The sequence below is a fragment of the Achromobacter deleyi genome (genome assembly GCF_013116765.2).
Classification (GTDB): Bacteria; Pseudomonadota; Gammaproteobacteria; order Burkholderiales; family Burkholderiaceae_B; genus Achromobacter; species Achromobacter deleyi_A.
Genome location: NZ_CP074375.1, coordinates 3,894,916 through 3,921,456 on the forward strand (window position 1 = coordinate 3,894,916; position 26,541 = coordinate 3,921,456).

Genomic DNA, 26,541 nt, shown 5'->3' on the forward strand with positions numbered 1-26,541 from the left:
GATGGCCCGGTTACGCTCGCTGCTGTATTTCCTGTTCCTGGCCGTCACGGTCATCCCCTACGCCTTCGCCTGCATCCTCTGGGCGCCGCTGCCGCTGCACTGGCGCTACAAACTGACCGTCGGCTGGCCGCGCCTCGCCATCTGGGGCGCCAAGGTCTTCTGCGGCATCCGCTGGCAGGTCAAGGGCTGGGAGAACCTGCCCGACGGCCCGGCGATCCTGCTGTCCAAGCACCAGTCGGCCTGGGAGACACTGTTCTTCCCGGCCTATATGCCGCGCGAGGTCTGCTTCGTCTACAAGAAAGAGCTGCACATGGTGCCGTTCTTCGGCTGGGGACTGGCGCTGCTGCGCATGATCGCCATCGACCGCAGCAAGGGCCGCGACGCATTCGAGCAGGTGGTCAGGCAAGGCCAGGCCCGCCTGGACGAAGGCCGCTGGCCCCTGCTGTTCCCCGAAGGCACCCGCGTGCCGCCGGGCAAGACGGGGCGGTTCAAGATGGGCGGTGCGCAGCTCGCATCCCGCACCGGCGCTCCCGTCATTCCCGTGGCGCATAACGCCGGCGAGTGCTGGCGGCGCAACGCTTTCGTGAAATATCCCGGCATGGTCACCCTGTCGATCGGTCCCGCGATAGAATCCAAGGGACTCTCCCCCGAGGAACTGAACCAGAAGGTCCAGGACTGGATCGAAGGGGAAATGCGGCGTCTCAACCCCGAAAGGTATGTCTAGCACTGATCAGCTCGAACTCCTGTTCGACATGCAGGAAGACGACGCGCTCACGGGCGCGTCGCCGCTGATTGCCTTGCCGAATCCGCCAGCCGCGCCTCGGCCGGCGGTGCCCAAGGCGCCGGCTACCCGGCCGGACGCCCTGCGGCCGGTCACGCCCGCCAATCTGTTTCCCGACGCCTCGCCGGCTCCCGCCCCCGCGGGCGAGCCGCTGCTGACGCTCTCGCCCAACGCCTCGTCGCGTGTACCCACGCCCTGTCCCGACCCGCTGCCGCCCGGCGCGCGCTGGCGCGAGGTGCCGACCGAGCAACAACCCATCGGCTTCGTGCTGCTGCGCTCGCGCCGCCGCAGCATCGGCTTCGTGATCACCGACGACGGCTTGCGCGTCACCGCGCCCAATTGGGTGACGCTGACGCAGATCGACGACGCGGTGCGCGAGAAGGCGCGCTGGATCCTCGCCAAGCTGCGCGAGTGGCATGCCCGCAAGCAGCAACTGGCCATGGCGCACACGCGCTGGCAGGCAGGCGGCGAACTGCCCTACCTCGGCCGCCGCATCCTCATCGGCGTGGGCGGGGAAAGCCGCCAGGCCTTTCTATCCGGCGACGCCGAAGCGCCGCAAGACGGCGACACGCTGTGGCTGGCGCTGCCCTCCACCGCAGACCAGGGCCGCATCCGCGACTCGGCGCAGGCCTGGCTGCAACAGCGCGCGGGCGCCTGGTTCGGCGCGCGGCTGGCGCACTTCCTGCAGATCAGCGGGCTGAAGATCCGCCGCTGGCGCCTGTCGTCGGCCGCCACGCGCTGGGGCTCCTGCACCAGCGACGGCAACATCATGCTGAACTGGCGCCTGATCCATTTCGCGCCCGCCATCATCGATTACGTCATCGCGCATGAGCTTGCTCACCTGCGCGAGATGAACCACAGTCAGGACTTCTGGCGCGAAGTGGGCCAGATCCTGCCTGACTTCGAAGACGCCAAGAACATCCTGCGGCGTCACGACCCCGCTTCCCTGCCTCAATTCTGAGAGCATCTAGGAGACACAAAAATGTTGCTGCTGATTCCGGGCCCGGTCACGACCGATGCGCGGGTGAAGGCCGCCATGGCGCAGGACTATGCGCCATGGGACAACGATTTCCGCCAGATCTACCGGCAGGTCTGCGACGGCGTGCTGGCGGTTGCGCAGGCAGAGCCCGGCGACCACGTCGCGCTGGCCCTGCCCGGTTGCGGCCATTTCGCGGTGGAAGCCGCGATCCGCACCTTTGTGCCTCCCGGCGGCCGGTTGCTGGCGCCGTCCACCGGCGCCTACGCCGCCCGCCTGCAGAAGCTGGCCGGCGACGCGGGCCGGATCGCCGTGCCCCTGTCCGTGGGCGCGGCCGAACGCGTGGACCCGCAGGCCGTCGCCGCCGCGCTGGAACGGGACCCCACGCTGACGCACCTGGCGCTGGTCTACAGCGAAACCGGCAGCGGCATCTGCCACGACGTGCCCGAACTGGCGCGCATCGCCCATGCCCTGGGCCGCCGCGTCATCGTGGACGCCGTGTCCGCCTTTGGCGCGCTGCCGCTGGAGCTGCGGGCCTTGCCGGCCGTGGATGCCGTGGTGCTGACCGCCAACAAATGCCTCGAAGGCCTGCCCGGCGCCGCCTTCGTGGTGGCCCGGCGCGACAGCCTGGAGGCCGCCCGCGGCAACGCCGGAAGCTGGTCGCTGGACCTGGCTGACATTTATCAGCACACCCTGGCTCCCAACGCGGGCCCGCGCTTCACGCCGCCCGCGCCCACGCTGGCCGCGCTGGCGGTGGCGCTGGACCTGTATCGCCAGGAAGGCCGAGAGGCCCGCCTGGCCCGCTACACGGCCAATATGCGCACGCTCTATGATGGCGTGAGCGGACTGGGCCTGACCCCCTACCTGCCCCGCGAGCTGCAAGGCCCCATCGTCGTCAACGTCCTGGCTCCCGACGCCCCGACCTGGAACCTGCAGCTCTTCGTGGACGCGCTCAAGCACCGCGGCTACGTGCTCAGCAATTTCTACAACACCGAACAACCCACTTTCCGGGTCGGCTGCATCGGCGCCTTTGGCGCCGACCAGATGCGGCAGGCGGTCGACGCCATGGGCGGCGCGCTGCGCGACATCGGAATCCATCGGGAAAGCGCCGCAACGCCCCTGCGCTTTCCGCTCCCCCTCACCGCTTAAGGAATACATCATGCGTATGCTCCACACCATGCTGCGAGTCGGCAACCTGGACAAATCGATCGACTTCTACACCAACGTGCTCGGCATGCGCGTCCTGCGCCGCAACGACTACCCGGACGGCAAGTTCACGCTGGCCTTCGTGGGCTACCAGGACGAGTCCGAGGGCGCCGTGATCGAGCTGACCCACAACTGGGACACCGACAAGTACGACCTGGGCAACGGCTACGGCCACATCGCCCTGGAAGTCGACAATGCCTACGAAGCCTGTGACAAGGTCAAGGAACGCGGCGGCAAGGTCACGCGCGAAGCCGGCCCGATGAAGCACGGCAAGACGGTCATTGCGTTTGTCGAAGACCCCGACGGCTACAAGATCGAGTTCATCCAGAAGAAAGGCCGCCAGGACTAAGGCCTGGAGCTTCAACCCCGGCGTCTGACACCCCGGCAATTGCCCCGGTATCTCAAGCGTGTCAGGCGCCAGCATCCATACGGACCTTCGCCATGATTCATCCCATCCTGAAAATGGGCGACCCCAGGCTCCTGCGCGTGGCGCCGCCGGTCGAGCGCTTCGACACGCCCGAGCTGCACGCCCTGATCGACGACATGTTCGAAACCATGGCGGCCGCCCAGGGAGTGGGCCTGGCCGCGCCGCAGATCGGCGTGGACCTGCAGCTGGTGATCTTCGGCTTCGACCGCAACGAGCGCTATCCCGATGCGCCTCCCGTGCCGCAGACCATCCTGTGCAACCCCGTCATCACGCCGCTGTCGGACGCGATGGAAGATGGCTGGGAAGGTTGCCTGTCCGTGCCGGGCCTGCGCGGCCTGGTGCCGCGCTACCGCCATATCCGCTATAGCGGCCGCGATCCCTACGGCCAGTTGATCGAACGCGAAGCCGAGGGCTTTCATGCACGCGTGGTGCAGCATGAATGCGACCACCTGATCGGCCGCCTCTATCCGTCCCGCATCCAGGATTTCTCGAAGTTCGGCTTCACTGAAATCCTGTTCCCGGGCATGGACCCCAACCAGGACGACTAAGCGTCCTGGCCAGCCCCCGCCGCAGCCGTTTTCGCGGCTTGCGGCGACAGGTCTTCGGGCGCGAAATCGTCCACCTGCAGGACCCGGGACACCAGGGCCTCGGCGGCTTCAAGCTGCCCAGCCTGCGCATCCGTGATCGCGCCGCGGCGATGCGCCTCGCGCCAATCGCGCACGCCCGACTGGCGCAGGCGGTCGCGGATGGGCTGCACGGCGTCCACCAGCGCAAAGGCGCGGGTCAAAAGGCCCAGCGGGTCGCCGTCAGACGGGTCGCCACCCGGATCCCGCTGCAGCTCGGCCGCCAGACGCGCATGCGTGGGAGAGGGCTTGAGCAGCAGCTCCGCGCATTCCCGCGTCAGCGCATCGCCCGGCCCCTTGGCCAGCCGCAAGGGCAGGATGGCGGCGCGCAATCCCCAGGACAGCACCCGGCCAGGCAGATTGCGCAGTACCTGGTCCATGCTGTTCTCGATGCTTGCGTAGCCCTGCTCCATGCACCACCGCAGCAGCGGCAGGTCATCGTGCTTGCGCCCTTCGTCCTCCCAGCGCTTGAGCACGGCGGACAGCAGATAGAGTTCGGACAGGATGTCGCCCAGGCGCGCGGAAATCATCTCGCGGCGCTTCAGGCCCCCGCCCAGTTGCGCCAGCGTGGCGTCGGCCAGCAGGGCGAAGCCCGAGGCGTAGCGGCTCAGGCGCCGGTAATGCCCGGCCGCCGGTCCCGAGGACGGCGCGGGCGCCATCACTCCGCCGGTCCAGGCCCGGCCGATGGCGCGCAGGGCATTGACGCCGGCGTGGCGCAGATGGCGCCAGAACACGTCGTGGAAGACCTCGATGCCGCGCTCTTCGTCGGGATTGCCCAGCGCCAGGATTTCCGGCATCAGATACGGATGGGCGCGGATGGCGCCCTGCCCGAAGATGATCAGGTTGCGCGTCAGGATATTGGCGCCTTCGACCGTGATGGCAATGGGCACGGCGCGGTACAGCGAGCCCAGATAGTTGCCGGGACCGTCCATGACGGCCCGTCCGCCGTGCACGTCCATGGCGTCGTTGACCGAACCGCGCATGCGCTCGGTCGCGTGGTATTTCATGATGCCGGAGACAACGGCGGGCTTCACGTCCTGGTTCAGCGCGGCGCAGGTCAGGCGCCGCGCGGCCTCCACCAGATAGGCGTTGCCCGCCAGGCTGGCCAGCCTTTCCTGCACCCCTTCGAATTTGCCGATGGGAATGCCGAACTGTTCCCGGACGCGGGCGTACATGCCGGTCGTGTGCGCACACATCACCGCGGCCGCGGCCGACAGCGACGGCAGCGAAATGCCCCGCCCGGCCGCCAGCGCGCTCATCAGCATCTGCCAGCCCTGGCCGGCGCGGTCGGCGCCGCCGATCAGCGCATCCAGCGGCACAAACACGTCGCGCCCCTTGTTGGGCCCGTTCTGGAAGACCTGCATGGCGGGAAGATGGCGACGGCCGATCTCCACGCCGGGCGCCTCGGTGGGCACCAGCGCCACGGAGATGCCGATATCCCGGGGCTCGCCCAGGATGCCATCCGGGTCCGACATCTTGAATGCCAGGCCCAGCACGGTGGCCACGGGCCCCAGCGTGATGTAGCGCTTGTGCCAGTTCAGCCGGATGCCGATCAGCTCGCGGCCATCGACCACCTGCCGGCACACGACGCCGGTGTCCACCATGGACGCCGCGTCCGAACCGGCTTCCGGGCTGGTCAGTCCGAAACACGGCACCTCGCGGCCGTCCGCCAGACGAGGCAGCCAGTAATCGCGCTGCGCGGGCGTGCCGAACTGCATCAGCAATTCGCCCGGCCCCAGCGAGTTCGGGACCATGACGGTGACGCCCGCCGTGATGGAATACGCGGAAATGCGGCGCACCACCTCGGAGTGCGCATAGGGCGAAAACCCCAGGCCGCCATAGCGGCGCGGGATGATCATGCCGAAAAAGCGCTGCGCCTTGAGAAAGGCCCAGACCTCCGGCGGCAGGTCGCGCCGGTTCCAGGTGATGTCCCATTCGTCCAGCATGGCGCACAGCTGCGCCACCGGGCCATCGATGAAGCGCTGTTCATCCGGGGTCAGCGTGGCGGCCGGCACGCTCAGCAGCTTGCGCCAGTCGGGATTGCCGGTGAACAGGTCGGCGTCCCACCAGGAGTCGCCGGCCTCGATGGCCTCGCGCTCGGTGGCCGACATGGCCGGCAGCGCATCGCGCGCCCAGCGGTACGCGGGTTCCGAGATGCGGCGCCGGCGCCAAGCATTGAAATCCATGACTCCCCTCTCTGTTATGGCCTAAGGCGTATCGGGCCAAAGTACCAGAATTGGCGGCCCGCGGCCAAGCCGCGGCGTGCCGACTCTGCGACAATGGGCGTCGCCGCGCTGGTGCGCAATCAACCGCTGTCCGGGCACGTCCGCATGCTGAACAAACTCTGGCTGGGCTTCTTCCTCACCGCTGCCGTGGCCGCGCTGTACCGCTGGCTGGCCATCGGAGACCCCGAGGTCTTCCGCCTGATGGTGGCCAGCCTGTTCGACATGGCGCGCGTCTCCGTGGAAGTGATGGTGCTGCTTTTCGGCACGCTGACCTTGTGGCTGGGCTTCCTGCGCATCGCCGAAAGCGCCGGGCTGGTCGAAAAGCTGGCCCACGTGCTGGGCCCGCTGTTCGCGCGCCTGATGCCCGGGGTGCCGCGCAACCATCCGGCCATCGGCCTGATCACGCTGAACTTCGCCGCCAACGGCCTGGGGCTGGACAATGCCGCCACGCCCATCGGCCTGCGCGCCATGCGCGAACTGCAATCGCTGAATCCCACGCCCGAGACCGCCAGCAACGCGCAGATCCTGTTCCTGGTGCTCAATGCGTCGTCGCTGACCCTGCTGCCCGTCACCCTGTTCATGTTCCGCGCGCAGCAGGGCGCGCCCGATCCCACCCTGGTGTTCCTGCCCATCCTGCTGGCCACCAGCGCGTCGACGCTGGCGGGATTCCTGGCCGTGGCGGCATGCCAGCGGCTGCGCCTGGCCGACCCCGTCATCATGCTCTGGCTGGGCGGCGCGGCGCTGGTCATGGGCGGATTCATGGCGCTGCTGGCCAGCATGTCGGCCGCGGCCATCGCCTCGCTGTCGTCGCTGATGGGCAACCTGACCCTCTTCGGCATCCTGCTGGCTTTCCTGATCGTGGGCGCCTGGAAGAAGGTGCCCGTCTACGAGACCTTCATCGAAGGCGCCAAGGAAGGCTTCGATATCGCCAAGAGCCTGTTGCCCTACCTGGTGGCGATGCTGTGCGCCGTGGGCGTGCTGCGGGCGTCCGGCGCGCTGGATTTCCTGCTGGACGGCATCCGCTGGATGGCGCAGCACGCGGGCTGGGACACGCGCTTCGTCGACGCGCTGCCCACCGCGCTGGTCAAGCCGTTCTCGGGTAGCGCGGCGCGCGCGATGATGCTGGAAACCATGACGCATTTCGGCGTCGACAGCTTCCCCGCGCTGCTGGCCGCCGTGGTGCAAGGCAGCACCGAAACCACGTTCTATGTGCTGGCCGTGTACTTCGGGTCGGTGGGCATTCTGCGCGCCCGCCATGCTGTGGGCTGCGCGCTGATCGCCGATCTGGCCGGCGTGCTGGCGGCCATCGGCGTGTGCTACTGGTTCTTCGGCTGAAACGCGCCGGTACGCGCCGGCGGCCCGGGGTGCCAGGCACCTCCGGGCCACCGGCCGCGCATCAATCCACCAGCAGGATCTTCATGCCATTGGTGCCGCCGCTGTCGCGATAGAAGTCGCCCTTGGTCAGGATTACCCAATCGCCCGCCTGCACCAGATTGCGCTTGCGTAGTTCGTCGATGGCGGCATTGCTCAGGTCCGCGGGCTCGTAGTCCGACGGCGAGAACGGCACCGTGTAGACGCCGCGGAACATCGTCACCCGGTTCTGCGTGACGCTGTGCGGGCTGTAGCAGTAGATCGGCACGCCCGAGCGGATGCGCGACATGATCAGCGGCGTGTGGCCGCTTTCCGTCAGCGCGATGATGGCCTTCACGCCGGGGAAATGATTGGCCGCGTACATGGCCGCCAGGGCGATCGTTTCGTCGCAGCGCGTGAAGGTCTCTCCCATGCGGTGATGGGACACCGTCGAGGTCGGGTGCTTTTCCGCGCCCAGGCACACGCGCGCCATGGCTTGCACGGTTTCGACCGGATACTGTCCGGACGCGCTTTCGGCCGACAGCATCACGGCATCGGTGTAATCCAGCACCGCGTTGGCCACGTCGGACACTTCGGCGCGGGTCGGCATCGGGCTGGAGATCATCGACTCCATCATTTGCGTCGCGGTGATGACGACCTTGTTCAAAGTGCGCGCGTGCTGGATGATGCGCTTCTGGATGCCGACCAGTTCGGCGTCGCCCACTTCCACGCCCAGGTCGCCGCGCGCCACCATCACGCCATCGCTGGCGCGGATCAGCGAGTCCAGCGCTTCGTCGTCGGCCACTGCTTCGGCGCGTTCGATCTTGGCGATGATCCAGGCCTGGCTGCCGGCCTCGGCAAGCAGGGTACGCGCCTCGTCGATGTCGCTGCCATAGCGCGGGAACGACACCGCCACGTAGTCCAGTTCCATCTCCGCGGCCAGCTTGATGTCGACGCGGTCCTTGTCGGTCAGGCTGGGCGCCGACAGACCGCCGCCACGGCGGTTGATGCCCTTGTTGTTCGACAGCGGACCGCCCACCGTGACGGTGGTGTGGACTTCGTCGCCCTCCACCCGATCCACCACCAGCACCACGCGGCCGTCATCGAGCAGCAGCTCGTCGCCCACGCGGCAGTCGGTCACCAGTTCCGGATAGTCGATGCCCACGATGCTGGCGGTGCCCGCGTCCTTGGGATGCACGCGCGACAGCGTGAACGGCTGGCCGATCTGCAACTGCACCAGCTTCTCGGCGAAGCGCGCGATGCGGATCTTGGGGCCTTGCAGATCGCCCATGATGGCGACGAACCGGCCTTGCCTGGCGGCGATCTCGCGCACCAGCCGGGCGCGTTCGCGGTGATCGTCCGCGCTGCCATGCGAGAAGTTCAGGCGAGCCACGTCCAGGCCGGCGCGGATAAGCGCCTCGATGCGTTCGGGCGATGACGTTGAGGGTCCCAGGGTGGCGACAATTTTTGTGCGGCGCAATACAGGCATGGCGGTCCACTCTCGCAAAAACAACGAAAGCGCTATGGTACGCCGGCTGCGTCCACGCAGGTATCATGAGGATCACACCGACCTTCAACGAGCCCATCGAAACCCGTGAAAATCGTCATTGCACCCGACTCTTTCAAAGAAAGCGTTTCCGCGCCTGATGCGGCGGCGGCCATTGCGCGAGGCGTCAAGGCCGCCTTCCCCGGCGCACATACGGTGTGCATACCGATGGCCGACGGCGGCGAAGGCACGGTCGAGGCCGTGCTGGCGGCAACCGGCGGCAAGGAGCGGCAGCTCACCGTGAACGATGCGCTGGGCCACAAGGTCGACGCCATATGGGGGCTGCTGGAAGATGGCACCGCGGTGATCGAAATGGCCGCCGCGGCGGGCCTGGAACTGATCTCTCCTTCCAAGCGCGACCCCATGCGCGCCAGCAGCCACGGCGTGGGCGAACTGATGCTGGCCGCCATGAACGCAGGCGCCACGCGCATCATCCTCGGGCTGGGCGGATCCGCCACCAACGACGCGGGCGCCGGCATGCTGACTGCCCTGGGCGTGCGCCTGCTGGACGCCGACGGCCACAGCCTGCCGCCCGGCGGCGGCGCGCTGGGCCAGCTGGCCAGCATCGACACGCGCGGACTGGACCCGCGCCTGTCGCAGATCCGCATCGATATCGCCTCGGACGTGGACAACCCCCTGTGCGGCCCGCAAGGCGCTTCGCATGTGTTCGGCCCGCAAAAAGGCGCGACGCCGGAGCAGGTGCTGACGCTGGACCGGATGCTCACGAATTTTGCCGATGTCTGCGCACGTCACCTGAATGCCGACCACCGGGACGAGCCCGGCGCCGGCGCGGCGGGCGGCTTGGGGTTTGCCGCCAAGGCGTTCCTGAATGCGCATTTCCGGCCTGGCGTGGAAATCGTGGCGGAGCTGGGCGGGCTGGCCCAGGCGGTCGAGGGCGCCACGCTGGTGTTCACGGGCGAGGGCCGCATGGATGCCCAAACGCTGCGCGGCAAGACGCCAGCCGGCGTCGCCCGGATCGCGCAGCGCGCGGGCGTGCCCGTCGTGGCCCTGGCAGGCTCGCTAGGCGAAGGCTACGAGGCCCTGCACGCCTGCGGCATCAGCGCGGCATTCAGCCTGGCTCCCGGCCCCATCACGCTGCAGCAGGCGCTGGCGGACGCCGAACGCCTGCTGAGCGACCGCGCCCGCGATGTCATGCAGCTTTGGATGGCCGCGCAAAAACGCATGCTGTAGGACTGCCGCCGGCGCGCCGCACACGCTGGAATGAAAAAAGGCCCCGAGGGGCCTTTTTGCATCAAGGGCGGCGTTCAAGTCCGCTGCAACACGCCGGCTTCAACCAGTGCGTCCGACAAGCGGATGTAGCGGTCCACCGAGATATCCTCGGCGCGGGCGGTCGGCGGGATATCCAGGGCTTCCCACGGCACCTGCGGCGCCCAGTCCGCCAGCACGCGGCGCAGCATCTTGCGGCGCTGCGAGAAGGCGCGAGCCACCACCGTTTCAAAGGCGCGCTCGCTGATCGGCCGCAAGCGGTCCGCCGGCAAGGGCACCATGCGCACGATCGCCGACACCACCTTGGGCGGCGGATCGAAGGCCTCCGGCGGCACATCGAACAGCTTGTGCATGCGATAGCGCGATTGCAGCATCACCGACAAGCGGCTGAAGTCGCCGGTGCCGGCCTGCGCCACCATGCGGTCGATCACTTCGCGTTGGAGCATGAAATGCTGGTCGCGGATGTGGTCGGCCCAGGTCATCAGGTGAAACAGCAGCGGGCTGGAGATGTTGTAGGGCAGGTTGCCCACGACACGCAGCGCGCTGCCGAACTGGGAAAAATCCACCGTCAGCGCATCGGCTTCGACCACGGTCAGGCGGGTTTCCTCGAACTGCTTGCGCAGACGGGCGGCCAGATCGCGGTCGATTTCAACCGCGGTCAGGTGATCCAGACGCTCGAGCAGCGGCCGGGTGAGCGCAGACAAACCCGGGCCGATCTCGACCACGGCATCATCGCGGGCGGGAGCAACCGCCCGGACGATGGACTCGACGACGCTCTCGTCGGTCAGGAAGTTCTGGCCAAAGCGCTTGCGCGCCTGGTGTTGAGACATGAAAAGCCCGTGTTGCGTTTAGCGGTTGTTCTGCTGAATCTTCTGCTGCTTCTCAAGACGGTTGTCGACGTACGCTTGAGCGCGCAACTGATCGAGCCAGTCTTCAAAGGCAGGTTGGGCACGGCGCTCGAACAGCGTCTGGCGGGCGCGCATGCGCGCCAGATCGTCCGTCGCATCATGTTCGCGGCGCTCTTCGACCTGGATCAGGTGCCAGCCGAAAGGCGTCTGCACCGGCTGGCTGATCTCGCCCGGTTGCAGGGTGTTCATGGCGGCCTCGAAAGGCGGCACGGTTTCACCCGGGTTCAGCCATCCCAGCTCGCCACCCTGCGGCGCGGTCGAATCCTGCGAGTACTGGCGCGCCATGTCTTCGAACTTGGCGCCGCCGCCCACCAAGCGCTGGCGGACCTGCTCCAGGCGCTGCCGCGCCAGTTCATCGCTCATGACGGTGGACGTCTTGATCAGGATGTGGCGCGCGCGCGTCTGCATCACTTGCGTGGGGCCCTGCGGCGCCTGCGCCTGCGGGCGAGCGGCCGGCTGCGGAGCCGGTGCGGGGGCCGGGGCGGGAGCCGGAGCACGGGCGGTGCGGCCCGGTGCGGGCTGGGCAGTGCCGCGATCCATCACCTTGATGATGTGGAATCCGTTGCCGCTCTGGATCAGCTGGCTGACCTGGCCCTTCTGCAGATTGCTGATCGACTTGACGAACAGGTCAGGCCAGCCGTCCAGCGGGCGCACGCCCATGACGCCGCCCTGCAAGGCCTCCGGTCCATCCGAAGAGGCCGCCGCCAGGCTGGCGAAATCATCCCCGCGCTTGGCTTGCGCCAGCAGGCCTTCGGCCTTCTTGCGCAGCGCGGCCAGCTGCTCGGGCGACGAGCCTTCCGGCACGCGCACCAGAATCTGAGCCAGCGCATACAACATCGGGCCCGAGGGCGCGGCCGCCTGCGCGGGCTCGGGTTGTGGTTGGGCCTGGGGCTGTGCCTGTTGCTGCGGTTCGGCCTGAGGGGCCGCGCCGAACGCCGGATTGCGCCGCTGGTCCTTCAGGAAAGCGTCGACTTCCGCATCGGAAATGACAATGGTGGAGTCCACTGCGCGCTGGCGCAGGCGATCCGTGCGGATCTCGTCGCGCAGCGACTTCCGGTAGGTCTCCCAGGGCGTGCCGGCCTTTTCAAGTTCCTGGCGCAGTTGCGCCGGGGTGATCTTGTTGCGGCTCGCGATCGTCTGGATGGCCTGATCAACCTGGGCATCGTCCACGCGGATGCCCAGACGGTCCGCTTCGTGGCGCTGCACGCGCTCCATGATCAGGCGCTGCAGCACCTGGTGCTGCAGGGTCTGGTCGTCCGGCACCTGGATGCCGCGGGACTTCAGCTCGGCGGAAATGCGCAGGGACGCATCACGCAGCTCGCGCAGCGTGATCACGTCCTTATCGACAACCGCGGCGATTCCATCCACGAACTGCTCGCCCTTCGGTGCGGACGTCGCGTTGTTCTGTGCGGCGGGAGCGGCCTTGGCGCCTGTGTTCGCGCCACGGGCAGTCTGCTCGGCCGCGTGCGCGGCGGGCAAGCCGGCGCACAGGGCCAGCAACAGCGCATTGCCGGAGAGGCGGCGCAAAGAGTGCAACCTACGCATCATTCATACCTTTCAAATGTGGTCCCGGCAGGCACGGGCGGAGTGATGCGCGTGTAACCGGGGATACTTCTGTTCAGCAGGCTCATCGGGTCGGTTCCCAGGGAACCCAGGCCGGTCAGCTCAAGTTGGAAGAACAGTGCGGAATTGGTGTCCGCAGCCGACACGGCGTAGCGCTGGTAGACCATGCGGCCCACCCAGCAGCAATCGCCCTTGTACTCCAGACCGGCGATGGCCTGCGTTACGCGGGGAGAATCCGTCGTATTGGCCACCGTGCTGGACGGTCCTGAACGTAAAGAATAGTCCACCCGGCCTACGCCGTACCAGCGCTTGCTGAACGGCCATTGCACCGCCAGGCTGACCTGATTCTGGCCTTGCGGCTGATAGTACACGCCCGGCTGGGGATCGCGCTGATAGCGATAGGCCAGAGCGATGGTGGTCAGGCGCTGCGGCGACCAGCGCGCACTGACGAGCCCGCGCGACCAGTTGTTGTCGTAAGGGTTGTACTGCGCGGCCACGTCGGTGCTCAGCGAGTCGGTCAAAGCCGCGCTGGCGCCCACGAGGAAATCGGAACGCACGTTTTCACGCGGCGTCTCATTCGGCAAGGTGACCTTCTGGTCCTCGAAGTACAGGCGTTGCGCCACGCCCAGCGACATGCGCTCGAAACCGGTATTGGCGTCCAGCCAGCGCGTGGTCAGCGCCGCCGTCAGCTGGTTGGCGTTCGCGATGCGGTCCCAGCCACCGGTGTAGATGTTTTCCTCGAAGGCCTGCGAAAAGCTGAAGTCGGCCAGCGACGTGTCGAACACGGGCAGCTTGGACTGGTCGCGGTAAGGCACGCGCAGGTAGTACAGGCGCGGTTCCAGCGTCTGCGTGGACGACTTGCCGAACAGCGTGGTGTCGCGCTCGAAGATGAGGCCGGCGTCCACCGACATGATGGGCACGGTGCGCGACTGCGAGCGCGGCAAGCCGTCCGCCGAGCCGCCGTTCAGGCCCAGCGTATCCACCCCATACCATTTGGTCTGATATTGGGTGTAGTTGACACCCGCTTTGGGAATGATGAACCAGCCCGGCCGGACGATCGGATAAGACACCGTCGGATAGGATTGAAGGCGGTCGCCGTCCGGATACCTGTTGGCGGAGCCGAAATCCGGCATGCTGAAGCGCACCGCGCTCGAGGTCCAGTCCACGTCGAAACCACCCCAGTCGTAGCGCGCGCCGCGCAGGTACAGCTCGGGCAACTTGTCGTACGGCGGCACCAGGGGCGCATCGGGGTCCTGCAGCGTCTGGTACTTATAGACCTGAGCGTACGCGCTCCAGTAGTTCGAGGCCCAGCCCACCCGGCCGCGTTGCGGCAGGTAGGTGGTGGACGCCTGGTTCAGGCCCAGCTGCGAAATGTCCCGGAAGTAATTGTCGTCCGAGACCTTGGCGATATCCCAATCGGCGTAGAAACCATGGGAGAACGTCTGCTGGTGGCGCCACCAGTACATCCAGCGGTCTTCGCTGGTGACGTGGTCATCGGGCAGGTATGTGCCGTTCAGGGTGCCGGCGTAGCCATTTCCCAGATAACGGAATTCCGCGCCCAACTGCAGGCCCCGCTTGGAGAAGTAGCGGGGCTGCACCGTCATGTCGTAATTGGGCGCCAGGTTCAGGTAGTACGGCAGCGATATGTCGAAACCACCCTGGCTGGTCGTGCCATAGGTCGGTATCAGGAAGCCGGACTTGCGCTCTCTCTTGACCGGAAAGGTCAGGTAGGGCGATGCCAGGATCGGCACGTCCTTGAAGTACAGCACGCCATTGCGCGCCACGCCTTCGTTTTCGTCGAAATCTATGTCGACCGTCTTGGCCTTGATGTACCAGGACGGCTCCGGGCAGGGACACCCGCTGTACGTGACCGTATGCATCCGCATCTGCGACTTGCTGAAGATGTCCGCATGCTCGGCGACGGCAAAGCCGCCCGAGGCGCCCATCCAGAAATTCGGCTTTTCGATCTCGCCCGAATACTTGTCCACATTGAACTTGGCGTTCGGCCCCGTCACCAGCGTGCCATCGCGCATCATGCGCGCGTTGCCCTGGACGTCGACTTCGCCGGTATCCTTGCGGTAGTTGATCAGGTCGCCCTTGATCACGCTGTCGATGCGGCGCACTTGCGCGCTGCCGGTCAGGGTCAGGTCGGAATCGGGATCGCCCGCGATGCTGTCCGCTTCCATATAGGCGGGGATGCTGTCGTCCGGCAGCCGGTGTATCCGCAAGCCGGGAGAAGTCCGCAGTTCGGGGATAGGCGTGGCCGACGACGCGGAAGCAGCGGCGCCCTGGCTACCTTGAGCCTGAACGGCTCCGGCGGCGACGCTGACAGCAGAGAGGATCAACCACCGAACCTTGCGCACGAATGAAAACAGCCCTTTTTGACCATGGGGGAGCCAGACAAAGGCGCCCGGGCGGGGCCAATGCTAACGGAAACGAGCCGGTATTATAGAGAAGCCGCGAACAACGCCCAGCCTTATGTTCGCGGAACACAAATTTCAGCAATATTGTCTTTCTGACACGGATCTTCCTTGAAAAACGATCACGACCCCCGCCTGGCGCAGATCCGCAACTGGCTGGAAGGCCTGCCTGCCGACCTGAACCTGGCCGTGGATACGCTGCGCCCGGCCTCCGCCGACGCCAGCTTCCGCCGCTACTTCAGGCTGGACGCCGGCCAGCGCACCCTGATTGTCATGGACGCGCCGCCCCAGCACGAAGACTGCCGCCCATTCCTGCACGTCGGCCAGTTGCTGGCGGACGCCGGACTGAACGTGCCCGCCGTGCTGGCGCAGGACCTGGGACTGGGGCTGCTGCTCCTGTCCGACCTGGGCGAACAGACCTATTACCAGCGCATCCAGGCCGGCCTGGAAGACAGCCAGCTCCAGACGCTATACCGCGAAGCCCTGGCCGCCCTGGTCAAGCTGCAACAGGCCTCGACCGCCGGCCTGGCTTCCTACGACACCGCCCGGTTGGCCGACGAGCTCAAGCTCTTCCCCGAGTGGTATGTGCAAAAGCACCATGGCGCGGTGCTGGACGACAAGACCGCCAACGCGCTGGAAAAGATCTTCGCCCTGCTGTCGGCCAGCAACGGCGGGCAGGCCCAGGTGCTGGTGCACCGCGACTTCCATTCGCCCAACCTGATGGTCTGCGACCAGCCGCAGTACGGTCCCAATCCCGGCGTCATCGACTTCCAGGACGCGCTGGCGGGTCCCATTACCTACGACCTGGCGTCGCTGGTGACCGACGCCCGGACCACCTGGGAAGAACCCCAGCAACTGGACTGGGCCATCCGCTACTGGGAAATGGCGCGTGCCGCCGGCCTGCCGGTGGAATCGGATTTCGCGGACTTCCACCGCACCTACGAATGGATGGGGCTGCAGCGCAACCTGCGCATCCTGGGCGTGTTCGCCCGCCTCAACCATCGCGACGGCAAGGCGCACTACCTGGCCCACATGCCGCGCGTGAACGGCTACGTGCGCCAGGTGGCCCAGCGTTACGGCGTCTTCACGCCGCTGCTGCGTCTGCTGGACCGCCTGGATGACCGCCAGGTCAGCGTCGGATATACGTTCTGATGCGGGCCATGATTCTTGCAGCGGGCCGCGGCGAACGCATGCGGCCGCTGACCGACCTCCTGCCCAAGCCGCTGCTGGCGGTGGGCGGCAAACCGTTGATCGTCTGGCATCTGGAACGGCTGGCCGCGGCCGGCATCCAGGACATCGTCATCAATCACGCATGGCTGGGCCATGAAATCGAGCGCGCGCTGGGCGACGGCAGCGCCCACGGCGTGCGGATCCGCTATTCGCCCGAGCCGACGGCCCTGGAAACCGCCGGCGGCATCGCCCAAGCCCTCCCGCTGCTGGGCGACGATCCCTTCCTGGTCATCAACGGCGACATCTGGTGCGACTGGGATCCCGCGGCTGCCCGGGACGTGGCGCCGCGCCTGCCCGAGGCGGGCGCCTGGCTCCTGCTTGTGGACAACCCCGTCCAGCACCCCATCGGCGATTTCCTGCTGACGCCGGACGGCCGCGTCCACGCGCAGGGAGAGCCCCGTTTGACCTTTGCCGGCGTCGGCGTCTACCATCCGTCGTTGTTCGCGGATGTCCCGCGCGGCTCGGCGGCGCCCCTGGCGCCCCTGCTCCGGTTGGCCATGGCCCGGGACCTGGCGCGCGGCGCCCGCCATCCCGGACGATGGACGGATGTCGGCACCCCGCAGCGGCTTGCCGACCTGAACGCGGAACTCGGCGGCCGGGTCCGCTGATGCCCACATATTTCACAATATCAAGGTGCGCAACCAGGATTGTCCGCGCACCCAACGCCCCCGGCTAACGGGGTATTCTCTGACGCTTTGGCATGCGCGCGCCGCGTGCCGACGAGCAAATACACAGGAAGTTTTCTAGGAATGGGGATGTTTGGAAGATCGCAACGGGCCGTGTTCAAGCCCTCCGTATACCAGCCAGGCCAACGCACGCGCCGCATGCCGCGCTGGCTCGTCCTGCTGCTGGTCGGCATTGCCCTTGGCGCGGGCGGCGTGCTCTTCCTGCAAACCAATTACGGCCCGCAACGGCTGACCGTGGAGCAGTCCGAGCAGCTGCACAGCGAACTCAGCGCGTCCAACCTGGAACGCCAGCGCCTGCAGACCCAGCTCGAAGAAGCCACGCAGCAGCGCGACGCCAACAAGTCCGGCCATGAAAAGCTGACCAGCGACCTGACCGAAGCACGCGCGAAGATCGAGACGCTGAATAAGGAACTGGTGCTGTTCCAGGACGCCATGCCGCCCGACCCGCGCGGCGGCAACCTGGGCATCCGCTCGGCCACCTTCAAGCGCGCTCCCAGCCAACTGGACTATCAGGTCCTGGTCATGCGCGAAGAACGCCAGGGCGTACCCTTCAAGGGCACGCTGACGTTCTCCATCGACGGCACCTATCCCAACGGCCGCGCCGCGACGGTCACTCCCGAAGGCCCGGCCCTGAATGTGGACCGCTACGACTATTCGCTGGGCCAGCTCAAGCTGCCCGACGGCTTCACCCCGAAGGTGGTGGTGCTGCGCGTCATGGACGGCGCCCAGAAGCAGCAGGCCATGCGCATCTATTACGTGCGCAACTGATTCAGCCCCTCCCCCTGAAAACCCGCCCGGAACGGCGGGTTTTTTCATGCCTTCCAGAAATAGTTGCGCACGCAACATATCAAGAATATAGTTGCGCAAACAACCAAATCATGGAGACATGCATGACACTCCCCGCGCACGTTCCCGTCCTGATCGCCGGCGGCGGCCCCGTCGGCCTGACCCTGGCCGCGCTATTGGCCGAATACGGCATCGCCTCGCTGACCGTGGAAGCGGACGACGACTATTGCAGCGGGAGCCGCGCCATCTGCATGTCGCGGCGCTCGCAGGAAATCCTGGGATGGGTCGGCGCCGACCAGCCCCTGATGGCGACCGGGCTGGCCTGGACCGGCGGACGCAGCTACTTCCGCGACCGCGAAGTCCTGCATTTCGAAATGCCGCACGATCCCTTGCAGCGCTACGCGCCCATGGTCAACATCCAGCAGTACTGCGTCGAGGAATATGCGCACCAGGCCATGCAGCGCCGCCCCGGACTGGCCGCGCTGCAATGGTCGGCCCGTGTCGTCGGCCTGCGGAACGAACCCGACGGCGTCTCCGTGGAAATCGAGTCCGGCGGCGAACGCCGGACCGTGCGCGCCGACTGGCTGATCGCCTGCGACGGCGGACGCAGCGCGGTGCGCGAGGCAATGGGACTGAAGCTGGAAGGCATGCAGTACGAAGGGCGCTACGTCATCGTCGACATCGAGCAGGAATCGCAGCGCCCGGTGGAACGCCTGGCCTGGTTCGACCCTCCGTCCAACCCCGGCTCCACCCTGCTCATGCACCGGCAGCCGGGCAACGTATGGCGCGTCGACTACCAGATCCGCGACGACGAAGACCCCGAGGAAGCGGTCAAGCCGGAAAACGTGCTGCCGCGCGTGCAGAGCCATCTGGACATGATCGGCGAAACCGCGCCCTGGAAGCCGCTCTGGATTTCCATCTATAACGCCAAGTGCCTGACCCTGGACCGCTACCGCCATGGACGCGTACTGTTTGCCGGCGACGCCGCCCACCTCGTGCCCATCTTCGGCGTGCGGGGACTGAACTCGGGACTGGACGACGCCGGCAACCTGGCCTGGAAGCTCGCCTGGGTGCTGAAGGGGCAAGCGCCCGACAGCCTGCTGGACAGCTACAGCGTCGAACGCGTCCACGCCACCCGCCAGAACCTGGCCTATGGCGCCAAGAGCACCGAATTCATGGCGCCGCCGGACTTCGGCTTCCGACTCATGCGCGAGGCCGCGCTGCGGCTGGCGCTGGTGGACGACGCGGTCCGGCCGCTGATCAATCCACGCCAATCCGCGCCCATTTCGTACGACGGCTCGCCACTGAACCTCGGCGACGGCGCGCCGCAGGCCGGCGAGGCCGCAGCGCCCGGACAGCCCGCGCCCGACGTCCGGCTGCTGGACGGCGAGGCGCCGTGCTATCTCAGCGCAAGTTTTGGCGCGGGCTTCGTTGCGCTGGCGCTGGCGCCCGGCGCCGCCTTGTCGGCGGAGCTGGACGCCCTGGCGGCCGCCACGCAAGGCGCGCCCCATCCGCTGCGCGTGCTGCGCACCGGCGCAGACGGCTTGCAGGATGCGCACGGCCAGTTGCGCCAGCGTTACGGCAGCGAAGCCGGAACCGTCTACTTGCTGCGGCCGGACGGCTACGTGCTGGGCCGCTGGACGGCGCCCGACGCCTCCGCCTTGCGCACCGCGCTGGCGCCCTACTATCCCTCGCTCACCCTGAGCGCCACGCAGAAAGGCCAAGCATGAACAACGATCAACTGGACCAGGTCTACACCAGCATGGCGCAGGCGCTGACGCGCGTCGGGGAAACCCGGGCGCCGCTTTTCCTTTCGATACTCGGACTGTCGCTGCTGCGCCGGCTGCCCGACGCGCAGGAGGCGATGGCGCTGCTCGCACAGGCCGAAGAGGCCAGCCTGGGCGACGGCGCTGTGGCAAACTATCCGGCCCCGACTCCTGCCCGCCCGACGTGAAACCGCCCGCCCTGGAACGCTTTCTGACGTACCGCCTGCACGTGCTCAACAAGATCACGGACCGGGACACGAATCGCGCCTACCTGAAAGACTGCGACATCCCGCTGGGTGAGGCGCGCTGCCTCGCGGCCATAGGCCGCTATGCGCCCTTGTCGGTCAACGACCTGGCGCGGACGGCCAACCTGAACAAGGGACAGGCAAGCCGCTCGGCGCAGGCGCTGGTGGATCGCGGCCTGGTTGAAAAGACGGTATCCGCATCGGACGGACGCGGCGTGGTGCTGGCGCCGACCACGGAGGGCCTCGCCCACTACCAGCGCATCATTGACCTGATCGCCCGTCGCAACGATGCAATCTTCGGCTGCCTCACCGCCGACGAGCAGCACCTGCTGGGCGACATGCTGGACCGCCTGATCGGGCATGCGCACGCCGGCGCGGACAGCACGGACGACTGAACACCCGGCCGCTCACGCGCCCGCTTTCGGCGCGGTCGCTCCCGCCTGCGCGGCGGCCTCGTCCATGAACTGCGCCATGCGCACATCCAGTTCGGTCACGCCGCCCGCGTCATGGGTGGTCAAGGTCACGTCCACACGGTTATAGACGTTGGTCCATTCGGGATGATGGTTCAACTTTTCCGCAAACATGGCCACCCGCGCCATGAAGCCAAAAGCCGCATTGAAGCTGGGGAAACGGAATCGCTTTTCGATGGCGTCGCGCATCGCCACCGCCTGCCAGCCGGTGAGCGCGGCGATCGCGATATCGGTGCCGATACGGGCGGGAGGGAACATGCTCATGACAGACTCCGGAAACAGGGGGCGGCGGCGCATCGCGCCGGCCGCCTTGGAACAAGGGACGCGCCCGTGCTTGCCTCCCCGGGCTTATTGCTGGACCGCGTACAGGTAGATTTCGACGCGCCGGTTCAGCGCGCGCCCTTCGGCGGTCGCATTGTCGCCGATCGGATCGTTGGGGCCGCGGCCCTCCACCGTCAGCCGGCCCGCCGCGACTCCCTGCTTGGCCAGGTAATCCGTAACGCTTTTCGCGCGGTTCACCGACAAGGTCTGATTGTGCGCCAGCGCGCCGGTGCTATCGGTATGGCCGACCACCTTGGCCCGCAGCTCGGGATGCTGGTTGAGCGAACGCGCCACGCTGTCCAGAACCGGCAGCAACGCGGGCTTGAGCTGTGTCTTGTCCGTGTCGAACGAAACACCGCTGGGAATATTGACCTTCAGGCTGCCATCCGGCATCTCGACGACGTCGATGCCCAGCGACGAGGCGCCGGACTTCTGCACATCATCCTTGACCACCTTCCAGTTGTAGCCGACCAGGCCGCCCGCCACCGCGCCGATACCCGCACCGATCGCCGCGCCCTTGCCATGCCCGATCAAGGCGCCAATGCCGGCGCCCAGCGCCGCGCCAGCACCCGTTCCCACAGCGGTGTTCGTTTGCTGTTGCGTGGCGCACCCGGCCAGCAACGCACCCGCCGCCGCAATCACGGCGATCCGGTTGAATATTCTTCTTGAATGCATGGCAACCTCCACTGTTCCATCGGTGTACCGGATCATTCCGGCGAGATCATGCTAGCAAGCGTGAGTCTCCCGACGCGCAACATTTTGTATTGCCGATACGGCGGCCTGGCGCCTGCCGGACCGGTCAGCCAAGGCTGAACCGCGCGAGCCAGGGCAGCGCCTCTTCCAGCCGCGGCGACTGGACTTCGGGCTCCATGGCCCCTTCCGGCAGCAGCAGTCCCACCCGGTTGTGCCAATATGTGCGCAGCCCCACCTTGGCGGTGCCGAACATGTCGTAGCCCGAGCCCGCGACGAACGCCGCCTGCGTCGGCGCCACCTGCAAGCGCGCCAGCGCCATTTCATAGGGCCGCGGATCGGGCTTGTAGAAGCCTGCGGCTTCAGAGGTCACCACCACGTCCCAGTCCACGCCCAGCAGGCCGGCGGCGCGGCGCCCCAGGCGCTCGGAACAGTTCGTAACCACGCCCAGCAGACAGTGCGGGCGCAACGCCTGCAACAGCTCGCGCGCACCGTCCCAGGCGGGCAACTGGTCCCACTGGGCCTCCAGCGCGGCCGGCGCGCCCGCGGGCAATCCCACCGCCGCCGCGGCCTCCTCCACCAGGCGCTCGTAGGGCAGATACGCCCCGCAGCCATAGGTGCGGCGCAGATACTCTGCCCGCCAGGCCCGGCCCTGAGCCTCGGATCCCGCGGCACGGTTCCAGACCGTCCAGGAATCAAGCAGAGCGGTCAGAAGATCGAACAGCACCGCGCGGGGATAGGCGGCCGAAACAGCGGAACTGGGCATGAGGGACTCCATGGGTGACATGCGGCCACTATAGAGAGCCTGGCCCCCGCTGTGGTTTAGCAGGCCTGCACCCATCGTTAAGCCCGCGCTTAATGCCGGGCCTGCCGCGATGCGAGGCTTTCATGTCCCCATGGCACCGCTTCCGGCGCCTGTGTCCCGCGGGTTGCGGGTGCGGGCGCGCGTGTCGGGATCGGTGCCGAACGCGTTGTCGGTGGTGCTGCGCGACGTCGCGGCGTGCGTGACCGGGGCGACCATGACCTGCGATGCGCCAGTCGCGGCGGCCAACTGCTGCGGCAATATCTGCGGAATTCCCACCGCGTAGCGATAGGGTTGCTGCGGCAACAGGCCTTGGATCGTCCCCAGGTCATTGGCCGCCTCGGCGCGCGCCTGCAGCGTGACCTGCTCGTCCTTCAAGGCCTGATTGACCGCCACCACCAGTGCCTCCAGCCTGGCTTGTTGATCGTGGAAAGCCTGGATGGCGTTCATCAAACAATGAGCCGTGTATTGATCGCGCAGCGGGTTGATGGATTCATCAGGATCATCCTTCCTCACTACGACCGGTTTTTGCACCGACGCCGCCGCTGCCATACCCAACTGGCGCGTGGCTTGAATGCGTGCGAACGGCGCCTGCGGGCGCGCCACGCGATCGGCGCGCATCTGGGCGCGCAATTGCTCGGCGCGGTAGGGATCTCGGACATCGTCAACACGGACCCGGCCGATCGGGTCGACTGCACTGGAACGCATAGCAACTCCTGGACTGGACATGCCGCGACACGCGGCATCCTGGTTGTGGCGTCGCGGGCGGCTACAGTCGGCGGGCCGGCTCGCTCGGGTAGCGCCGCCGCGAACGAATCCAAAGCAGTTCCGCCTGCTCTGGGCCACGGACGGCGACGGTGCTGGCGATGCGGGCAGGTACAAGCTGACCAGCCCTTGACGGCTCAAATTAACGACCAACTAGTTGGTCGATTAATAACTAAAAAAAGAGGCGCACCGCGAGGTGCGCTTCCCGCCGGGATCAGGTCGAAACGGTCAATTGGCTGATGGCCGCACGCGAGATCGATGCGAATACCTTGGGGTCGTTGAAGGCCCTTGCGGTCAGCATCGCCCCGTGGACGGTCGACATGAAGGCTTGCGCTTCCACCTGGACGCTGTCGCGCAGCTGGAATTGCCCTTTGGAGACTCCGCTTTCGAGCACCGACGCGATCCAGCCGGCCAGGTCGCCAAAATAGGCACGCACCTCGTCCGCGATCGCCTGGGGAATCATGGGCAATTCGGCAGCCAGCATCGCGCAAATGCACATGGGCATCGTGCCCTCGCCTATGCACTTGGCCCAGTAATCCGCGTAGGCCGTCAACCGTCCCAGCGGGTCCGGGACGTGTTGATCGAGCGCCGCCAAACCCTCTCGGGCCTGCTCGCGGTGGTGGACGACCACGGTAAGGACCAGGTCCGCCTTGGCCGGGAAATGATGATGGATGCTGGGTTTGCCGATATGGACCCGTTCGGACACATCGGCATAGCTGAACCCGTGATAACCACCGGCGGCGAGCAGCTGCCTGGTCTGCTCGACGATCTCGATGGCTCTGGGGGAGAGCTCCAAACTCATAGGAATACGCCCTGGTGTGCTGAAAGAAATGTGAAAAACCTGTTCGCTTTACGCAGCGGGAAGATCCCGACTGCATTCGCAACGCAGCCAATCTACTAGTTGGTCGGTTTCATGTCAATCTCAACCACGGCGTCGTCCGCGGCCAATAGCTGGCGGGACGGGATCGCTGGCGCGGTCTCTGTCAGAAAGCCCAGTTCAGATTGAGCATCGCGCTCTGGTCCCGGTTGCCGCCGCCAAACTGGCCGGCATAGGCCACGCCCAGCGAGGCGCTGCGCGATACGCGCGCTTCGACGCCGGCCTCGACCAGCGCGGCATCGCGCGCGATCGGCGCGCCGGTAACGGTAAAGGCCTCACCCGCGTCAAAAGCCAGGCGCGAGGTCGGCGTGATATCGCCAAAGGTATGGCGCCAGCCCAGGCCCAGGCGCGCCGTGCCCGCCAGCGAGCCCAGACTCAGCGCCTGCTCGGCGCGCAGGCCTAGCGTGGTGGTGGTGGTGTTCTGCCGGCTCGACTCGCCCGACAGCGCCGCGCTGCCGCCGGATTCGCCAAAGGCGCGCGTACGCTGCCCGGCCCAGGCCACGCCGGCATAAGGCTCCAGCGTCAGGCCGCGCGCCACGCCGAAGGCATAGCCCAGTTCGGTGAAGACTTGCGTGGTGTTGGCGCCGTAGTCTGCCGTCAGCGTCTGATCCAGGGCGCCGGCCTCGACACGACGCCTGGTGGCGATGTCGTGCCAGGTGTAGGACGCACCCGCCATCACGTTGAGCTTGCCCGCGCCCAGTTCGAAGGCCTTGCCCCCATAGACGATCGCGCTATAGCTCGACACATCAGCCTGCGAGGCCAACTCATCGACCGACAGCTTCGAATCGGTGTAGCCCAGCGCCCCGCCCAACCGCCAGCCGGCCCCCACGTCCCGGTCGGCGCCGACGAACACGCCACCGGTGTGTTGGCGCACAGCTTCCGTATCGCTGGTCGCGCCGATGCGCTGCCAGTTGCCCACCACCTGGGCCCAGGCCGGCAAGGCCTGGGATTGCGGCAACGCGGCCGCCGACGGCGCTACATCGCTGACGCCCGCGGCTGCAGTCGGCGCGCCCGCCGCCGTGCCCGCCCTCAGATTGCCGCGCAGCACGTCCAGCGGCGCGCTCCGCACCCCGCCCGCGAGATTGTTGAGCCCACTGCCGACGCCGGCATGCGCCTCGCCCGACAGCGTCGAGAAATAGCCTTGCGGCTGGCCTTGCGCCAGATTGATCGCGGCGCTGTAGACCGCATGGGAGACCGGCAGGGTTTCGGCCGCGTCGGCGACGGCTCGCGAGTTCCGGCCCGAGACCAGATCACCGAAACGCAGCACCGTCGTGCCTTCGGGCGGCGTGGGAGTCGTGCCTTCGGGCGGCGTGGGAGTCGTGCCTTCGGGCGGCGTGGGAGTCGTGCCTTCGGGCGGCGTGGGAGTCGTGCCTTCGGGCGGCGTGGGCACCACCAGACGCGTGAGCACCAGCGACACCTTCTTGTCGTCGGCAGAGTAGTTCAGTGTGGGCGTGAGGTAGGCCAGGTCGCTCGTGGCGCCGGCAAATCGCGTGCCGTTGAGCGTTTGCGCACTCAGGATGTCGTATTGAGTCTGGGCGGCATACGTGCCGGCCCCCGCCCGCACATCCACGCTCGCGCCGGAAAGCGAAGCTTTGCCCGTGACCTGCAGCCGGTCGGCTGCCGTCGGGGTGGCGCGCACCAGCATGCGATTGCCCGCGCCTAGTGTCAGATCGCCGTCCACGGTCACCGACGCCGTCGCGCCCGAGCCACCCAGTTTCAGTTGATTGTTGGTGCCGGTGAACGTAACCGCGCCGATAGTGGTCGAACCCTCGACCAACGTGAGCACGCTGTCATTGCCGGCAAGCAGCACCGCCGTGGCGCGCGTGGTGCCCGCAGTTCCCATTCCGCCCGCGACCGTGCCCGCTTGCACGATCTGCGCCTGACTTCCGGTGACTTCTACTGCGATGCCACCTGCCGCCAGCAGGCCCCCACCACTGCCCCCGTTTCCGCCGACAATGGAGCCGGTGTTGCTCAGCTGAAACCCGGCCCCCGTGGCGCGCACCCCGCTGCCTCCGGCGCCGCTCAGCCCGCTCAAATAGTACGAGCCGATACCGAAGTAGTCGCCGCCACCACCGCCGCCGCCGCCATAGATCTGCCCAGAGTTGACCACGCGCGTATTGGTGCCGGGCATGTCCAGCCCGGCGCCGCCCGCGCCGCCAGCCACGGAAGCGCCAGGCCGATCGGCCAACGGGGTCGAGTGAACGATCCTCCCGCCGGCGCCACCACCACCGCCCACCAGGGTGCCGCCGTTGGTGATTATCGGGCCCTGGCCACTAACGCCGGCCAGGGCGGCAGCCCCGTTGGCTCCACGCGCCGTCAGCGTGGCGATCTGATCTATGGTCGCTACACCGCCCGCGCCGCCGCCTGCACCGATGACCACTTCCGTGGCCAGGCTGACAGTAGCCCCCGCCCCGACTGAGATCCAGCCCGGCAGACCGCCATCGGCCCCGCTATCGGTCGCACTGCCGCCCCCCAGACCGCCGGGAGTATTGGCGAAGGGCGAAGTTCCTCCAACCCCATTTCCCCCCGGGCCGTTGCTGAAACTGCCCCCGTTGCCGGTCGTCAGCCCCAACCCCAACACCGCGGCCCCTCCGCTGAAAAAAGCGCTCGTACCGCCCGCGCTATAAGCATGAGCTTGGCCAGGCGCGGCG

24 protein-coding genes are annotated in these 26,541 nt (G+C 67.2%); 13 read left to right on the plus strand and 11 right to left on the minus strand.

Annotated elements, in window-relative coordinates:
- The first annotated feature begins 1 nt into the window (after nt 1).
- The 5 genes from HLG70_RS17470 to def all read left to right on the plus strand — a co-directional run bounded on the left by HLG70_RS17470 (nt 2) and on the right by def (nt 3,938).
- Entirely contained in the window at nt 2-724 is a 723-nt protein-coding gene (locus HLG70_RS17470) for a lysophospholipid acyltransferase family protein (RefSeq protein WP_171661724.1), read from the plus strand.
- Entirely contained in the window at nt 717-1,742 is a 1,026-nt protein-coding gene (locus HLG70_RS17475; RefSeq protein WP_171661723.1) for a M48 family metallopeptidase, read from the plus strand. Before HLG70_RS17470 ends, HLG70_RS17475 begins: the two co-directional genes overlap by 8 nt.
- Nucleotides 1,743-1,763: 21 nt before the next feature.
- Nucleotides 1,764-2,906, plus strand: coding sequence for a 2-aminoethylphosphonate--pyruvate transaminase (locus tag HLG70_RS17480; protein WP_171661722.1), 1,143 nt, complete (start codon nt 1,764-1,766; stop codon nt 2,904-2,906).
- A 10-nt stretch (nt 2,907-2,916) separates the two neighbouring features.
- Nucleotides 2,917-3,312: a lactoylglutathione lyase gene (gloA, locus tag HLG70_RS17485; protein ID WP_006217551.1), complete on the plus strand. Its 396-nt coding sequence runs from the start codon at nt 2,917-2,919 to the stop codon at nt 3,310-3,312.
- A 92-nt stretch (nt 3,313-3,404) separates the two neighbouring features.
- Nucleotides 3,405-3,938, plus strand: coding sequence for a peptide deformylase (gene def, locus HLG70_RS17490; RefSeq protein WP_171661721.1), 534 nt, complete (start codon nt 3,405-3,407; stop codon nt 3,936-3,938).
- On the opposite strand, the gene HLG70_RS17495 is transcribed toward def, so the two are convergent.
- Nucleotides 3,935-6,199, minus strand: coding sequence for an acyl-CoA dehydrogenase (locus HLG70_RS17495; RefSeq protein ID WP_171661720.1), 2,265 nt, complete (start codon nt 6,197-6,199; stop codon nt 3,935-3,937). The genes def and HLG70_RS17495 overlap by 4 nt on opposite strands.
- 144 nt (nt 6,200-6,343) lie before the next feature.
- On the opposite strand from HLG70_RS17495, the gene HLG70_RS17500 reads away from it, so the two are divergent.
- On the plus strand, nt 6,344-7,573 hold the full coding sequence (locus HLG70_RS17500) for a nucleoside recognition domain-containing protein (protein WP_171661719.1): 1,230 nt from the start codon (nt 6,344-6,346) through the stop codon (nt 7,571-7,573).
- 61 nt (nt 7,574-7,634) lie between these two features.
- On the opposite strand, the gene pyk is transcribed toward HLG70_RS17500, so the two are convergent.
- Nucleotides 7,635-9,077 carry a pyruvate kinase gene (gene pyk, locus HLG70_RS17505; RefSeq protein WP_171661718.1) on the minus strand — a complete coding sequence of 481 codons (1,443 nt, stop codon included), beginning with the start codon at nt 9,075-9,077 and terminating at the stop codon, nt 7,635-7,637.
- A gap of 105 nt (nt 9,078-9,182) precedes the next feature.
- On the opposite strand from pyk, the gene HLG70_RS17510 reads away from it, so the two are divergent.
- The gene (locus HLG70_RS17510; RefSeq protein ID WP_171661717.1) at nt 9,183-10,325 is read left to right on the plus strand and encodes a glycerate kinase; all 1,143 of its coding nucleotides are present in this window, start codon (nt 9,183-9,185) and stop codon (nt 10,323-10,325) included.
- A 74-nt stretch (nt 10,326-10,399) separates the two neighbouring features.
- Here the strand turns inward: HLG70_RS17510 and rsmA are convergent, their stop codons facing one another.
- Genes rsmA through HLG70_RS17525 form a run of 3 tightly spaced genes read right to left on the minus strand, consistent with a single transcriptional unit; the run spans nt 10,400 to nt 15,195 of the window.
- A complete protein-coding gene (gene rsmA, locus HLG70_RS17515) occupies nt 10,400-11,191 on the minus strand; it encodes a 16S rRNA (adenine(1518)-N(6)/adenine(1519)-N(6))-dimethyltransferase RsmA (protein ID WP_171661716.1) in 792 nt (263 codons plus the stop codon).
- An 18-nt stretch (nt 11,192-11,209) separates the two neighbouring features.
- Nucleotides 11,210-12,817, minus strand: a complete 1,608-nt coding sequence (locus HLG70_RS17520; RefSeq protein ID WP_171661715.1) for a peptidylprolyl isomerase — start codon at nt 12,815-12,817, stop codon at nt 11,210-11,212.
- A complete protein-coding gene (locus HLG70_RS17525; RefSeq protein WP_171661714.1) occupies nt 12,814-15,195 on the minus strand; it encodes an LPS-assembly protein LptD in 2,382 nt (793 codons plus the stop codon). The genes HLG70_RS17520 and HLG70_RS17525 overlap by 4 nt, the downstream gene beginning before the upstream one ends.
- 168 nt (nt 15,196-15,363) lie before the next feature.
- On the opposite strand from HLG70_RS17525, the gene HLG70_RS17530 reads away from it, so the two are divergent.
- The 6 genes from HLG70_RS17530 (at nt 15,364) to HLG70_RS17555 (ending at nt 20,360) form a co-directional block, all read left to right on the plus strand.
- Nucleotides 15,364-16,404: an aminoglycoside phosphotransferase family protein gene (locus HLG70_RS17530; RefSeq protein WP_171661713.1), complete on the plus strand. Its 1,041-nt coding sequence runs from the start codon at nt 15,364-15,366 to the stop codon at nt 16,402-16,404.
- Nucleotides 16,404-17,090: an N-acetylmuramate alpha-1-phosphate uridylyltransferase MurU gene (gene murU / locus HLG70_RS17535; RefSeq protein WP_171661712.1), complete on the plus strand. Its 687-nt coding sequence runs from the start codon at nt 16,404-16,406 to the stop codon at nt 17,088-17,090. The genes HLG70_RS17530 and murU overlap by 1 nt, the downstream gene beginning before the upstream one ends.
- Nucleotides 17,091-17,237: 147 nt before the next feature.
- A complete protein-coding gene (locus HLG70_RS17540; protein WP_171661711.1) occupies nt 17,238-17,936 on the plus strand; it encodes a DUF6776 family protein in 699 nt (232 codons plus the stop codon).
- A gap of 122 nt (nt 17,937-18,058) precedes the next feature.
- Nucleotides 18,059-19,684, plus strand: a complete 1,626-nt coding sequence (locus HLG70_RS17545) for an FAD-dependent oxidoreductase (protein WP_234103116.1) — start codon at nt 18,059-18,061, stop codon at nt 19,682-19,684.
- On the plus strand, nt 19,681-19,908 hold the full coding sequence (locus HLG70_RS17550) for a hypothetical protein (RefSeq protein ID WP_171661709.1): 228 nt from the start codon (nt 19,681-19,683) through the stop codon (nt 19,906-19,908). The genes HLG70_RS17545 and HLG70_RS17550 overlap by 4 nt, the downstream gene beginning before the upstream one ends.
- Nucleotides 19,905-20,360, plus strand: coding sequence for a MarR family winged helix-turn-helix transcriptional regulator (locus HLG70_RS17555; RefSeq protein ID WP_171661708.1), 456 nt, complete (start codon nt 19,905-19,907; stop codon nt 20,358-20,360). The genes HLG70_RS17550 and HLG70_RS17555 overlap by 4 nt, the downstream gene beginning before the upstream one ends.
- Before the next feature lie 12 nt (nt 20,361-20,372).
- On the opposite strand, the gene HLG70_RS17560 is transcribed toward HLG70_RS17555, so the two are convergent.
- The 6 genes from HLG70_RS17560 to HLG70_RS17585 form a co-directional block, all read right to left on the minus strand.
- Nucleotides 20,373-20,699: a 4a-hydroxytetrahydrobiopterin dehydratase gene (locus tag HLG70_RS17560; protein ID WP_171661707.1), complete on the minus strand. Its 327-nt coding sequence runs from the start codon at nt 20,697-20,699 to the stop codon at nt 20,373-20,375.
- An 84-nt stretch (nt 20,700-20,783) separates the two neighbouring features.
- A complete protein-coding gene (locus HLG70_RS17565) occupies nt 20,784-21,431 on the minus strand; it encodes an OmpA family protein (protein WP_171661706.1) in 648 nt (215 codons plus the stop codon).
- 124 nt (nt 21,432-21,555) lie between these two features.
- On the minus strand, nt 21,556-22,212 hold the full coding sequence (locus tag HLG70_RS17570) for an HAD family hydrolase (RefSeq protein WP_171661705.1): 657 nt from the start codon (nt 22,210-22,212) through the stop codon (nt 21,556-21,558).
- A 120-nt stretch (nt 22,213-22,332) separates the two neighbouring features.
- The gene (locus HLG70_RS17575) at nt 22,333-22,956 is read right to left on the minus strand and encodes a hypothetical protein (RefSeq protein ID WP_171661704.1); all 624 of its coding nucleotides are present in this window, start codon (nt 22,954-22,956) and stop codon (nt 22,333-22,335) included.
- A gap of 271 nt (nt 22,957-23,227) precedes the next feature.
- Complete coding sequence (locus HLG70_RS17580; RefSeq protein WP_171661703.1) at nt 23,228-23,815, minus strand: TetR/AcrR family transcriptional regulator; 588 nt, start codon at nt 23,813-23,815, stop codon at nt 23,228-23,230.
- 181 nt (nt 23,816-23,996) lie between these two features.
- Nucleotides 23,997-26,270, minus strand: coding sequence for an autotransporter outer membrane beta-barrel domain-containing protein (locus HLG70_RS17585; protein ID WP_234103117.1), 2,274 nt, complete (start codon nt 26,268-26,270; stop codon nt 23,997-23,999).
- Between the last annotated feature and the right edge of the window lie 271 nt (nt 26,271-26,541).

Bases quoted from the DNA above. Each gene is read 5' to 3' on its own strand.
- rsmA (WP_171661716.1), bottom strand. From the start codon at position 11,191: ATGTCTCAACACCAGGCGCGCAAGCGCTTTGGCCAGAACTTCCTGACC.
- HLG70_RS17475 (WP_171661723.1), top strand. From the start codon at position 717: ATGTCTAGCACTGATCAGCTCGAACTCCTGTTCGACATGCAGGAAGAC.
- pyk (WP_171661718.1), bottom strand. From the start codon at position 9,077: ATGCCTGTATTGCGCCGCACAAAAATTGTCGCCACCCTGGGACCCTCA.
- HLG70_RS17520 (WP_171661715.1), bottom strand. From the start codon at position 12,817: ATGATGCGTAGGTTGCACTCTTTGCGCCGCCTCTCCGGCAATGCGCTG.
- HLG70_RS17565 (WP_171661706.1), bottom strand. From the start codon at position 21,431: ATGCATTCAAGAAGAATATTCAACCGGATCGCCGTGATTGCGGCGGCG.
- HLG70_RS17570 (WP_171661705.1), bottom strand. From the start codon at position 22,212: ATGCCCAGTTCCGCTGTTTCGGCCGCCTATCCCCGCGCGGTGCTGTTC.
- HLG70_RS17500 (WP_171661719.1), top strand. From the start codon at position 6,344: ATGCTGAACAAACTCTGGCTGGGCTTCTTCCTCACCGCTGCCGTGGCC.
- HLG70_RS17575 (WP_171661704.1), bottom strand. From the start codon at position 22,956: ATGCGTTCCAGTGCAGTCGACCCGATCGGCCGGGTCCGTGTTGACGAT.
- HLG70_RS17560 (WP_171661707.1), bottom strand. From the start codon at position 20,699: ATGAGCATGTTCCCTCCCGCCCGTATCGGCACCGATATCGCGATCGCC.
- HLG70_RS17545 (WP_234103116.1), top strand. From the start codon at position 18,059: ATGACACTCCCCGCGCACGTTCCCGTCCTGATCGCCGGCGGCGGCCCC.
- HLG70_RS17470 (WP_171661724.1), top strand. From the start codon at position 2: ATGGCCCGGTTACGCTCGCTGCTGTATTTCCTGTTCCTGGCCGTCACG.
- murU (WP_171661712.1), top strand. From the start codon at position 16,404: ATGCGGGCCATGATTCTTGCAGCGGGCCGCGGCGAACGCATGCGGCCG.
- HLG70_RS17550 (WP_171661709.1), top strand. From the start codon at position 19,681: ATGAACAACGATCAACTGGACCAGGTCTACACCAGCATGGCGCAGGCG.
- HLG70_RS17495 (WP_171661720.1), bottom strand. From the start codon at position 6,199: ATGGATTTCAATGCTTGGCGCCGGCGCCGCATCTCGGAACCCGCGTAC.
- HLG70_RS17580 (WP_171661703.1), bottom strand. From the start codon at position 23,815: ATGAGTTTGGAGCTCTCCCCCAGAGCCATCGAGATCGTCGAGCAGACC.
- HLG70_RS17480 (WP_171661722.1), top strand. From the start codon at position 1,764: ATGTTGCTGCTGATTCCGGGCCCGGTCACGACCGATGCGCGGGTGAAG.
- gloA (WP_006217551.1), top strand. From the start codon at position 2,917: ATGCGTATGCTCCACACCATGCTGCGAGTCGGCAACCTGGACAAATCG.
- HLG70_RS17540 (WP_171661711.1), top strand. From the start codon at position 17,238: ATGTTTGGAAGATCGCAACGGGCCGTGTTCAAGCCCTCCGTATACCAG.
- def (WP_171661721.1), top strand. From the start codon at position 3,405: ATGATTCATCCCATCCTGAAAATGGGCGACCCCAGGCTCCTGCGCGTG.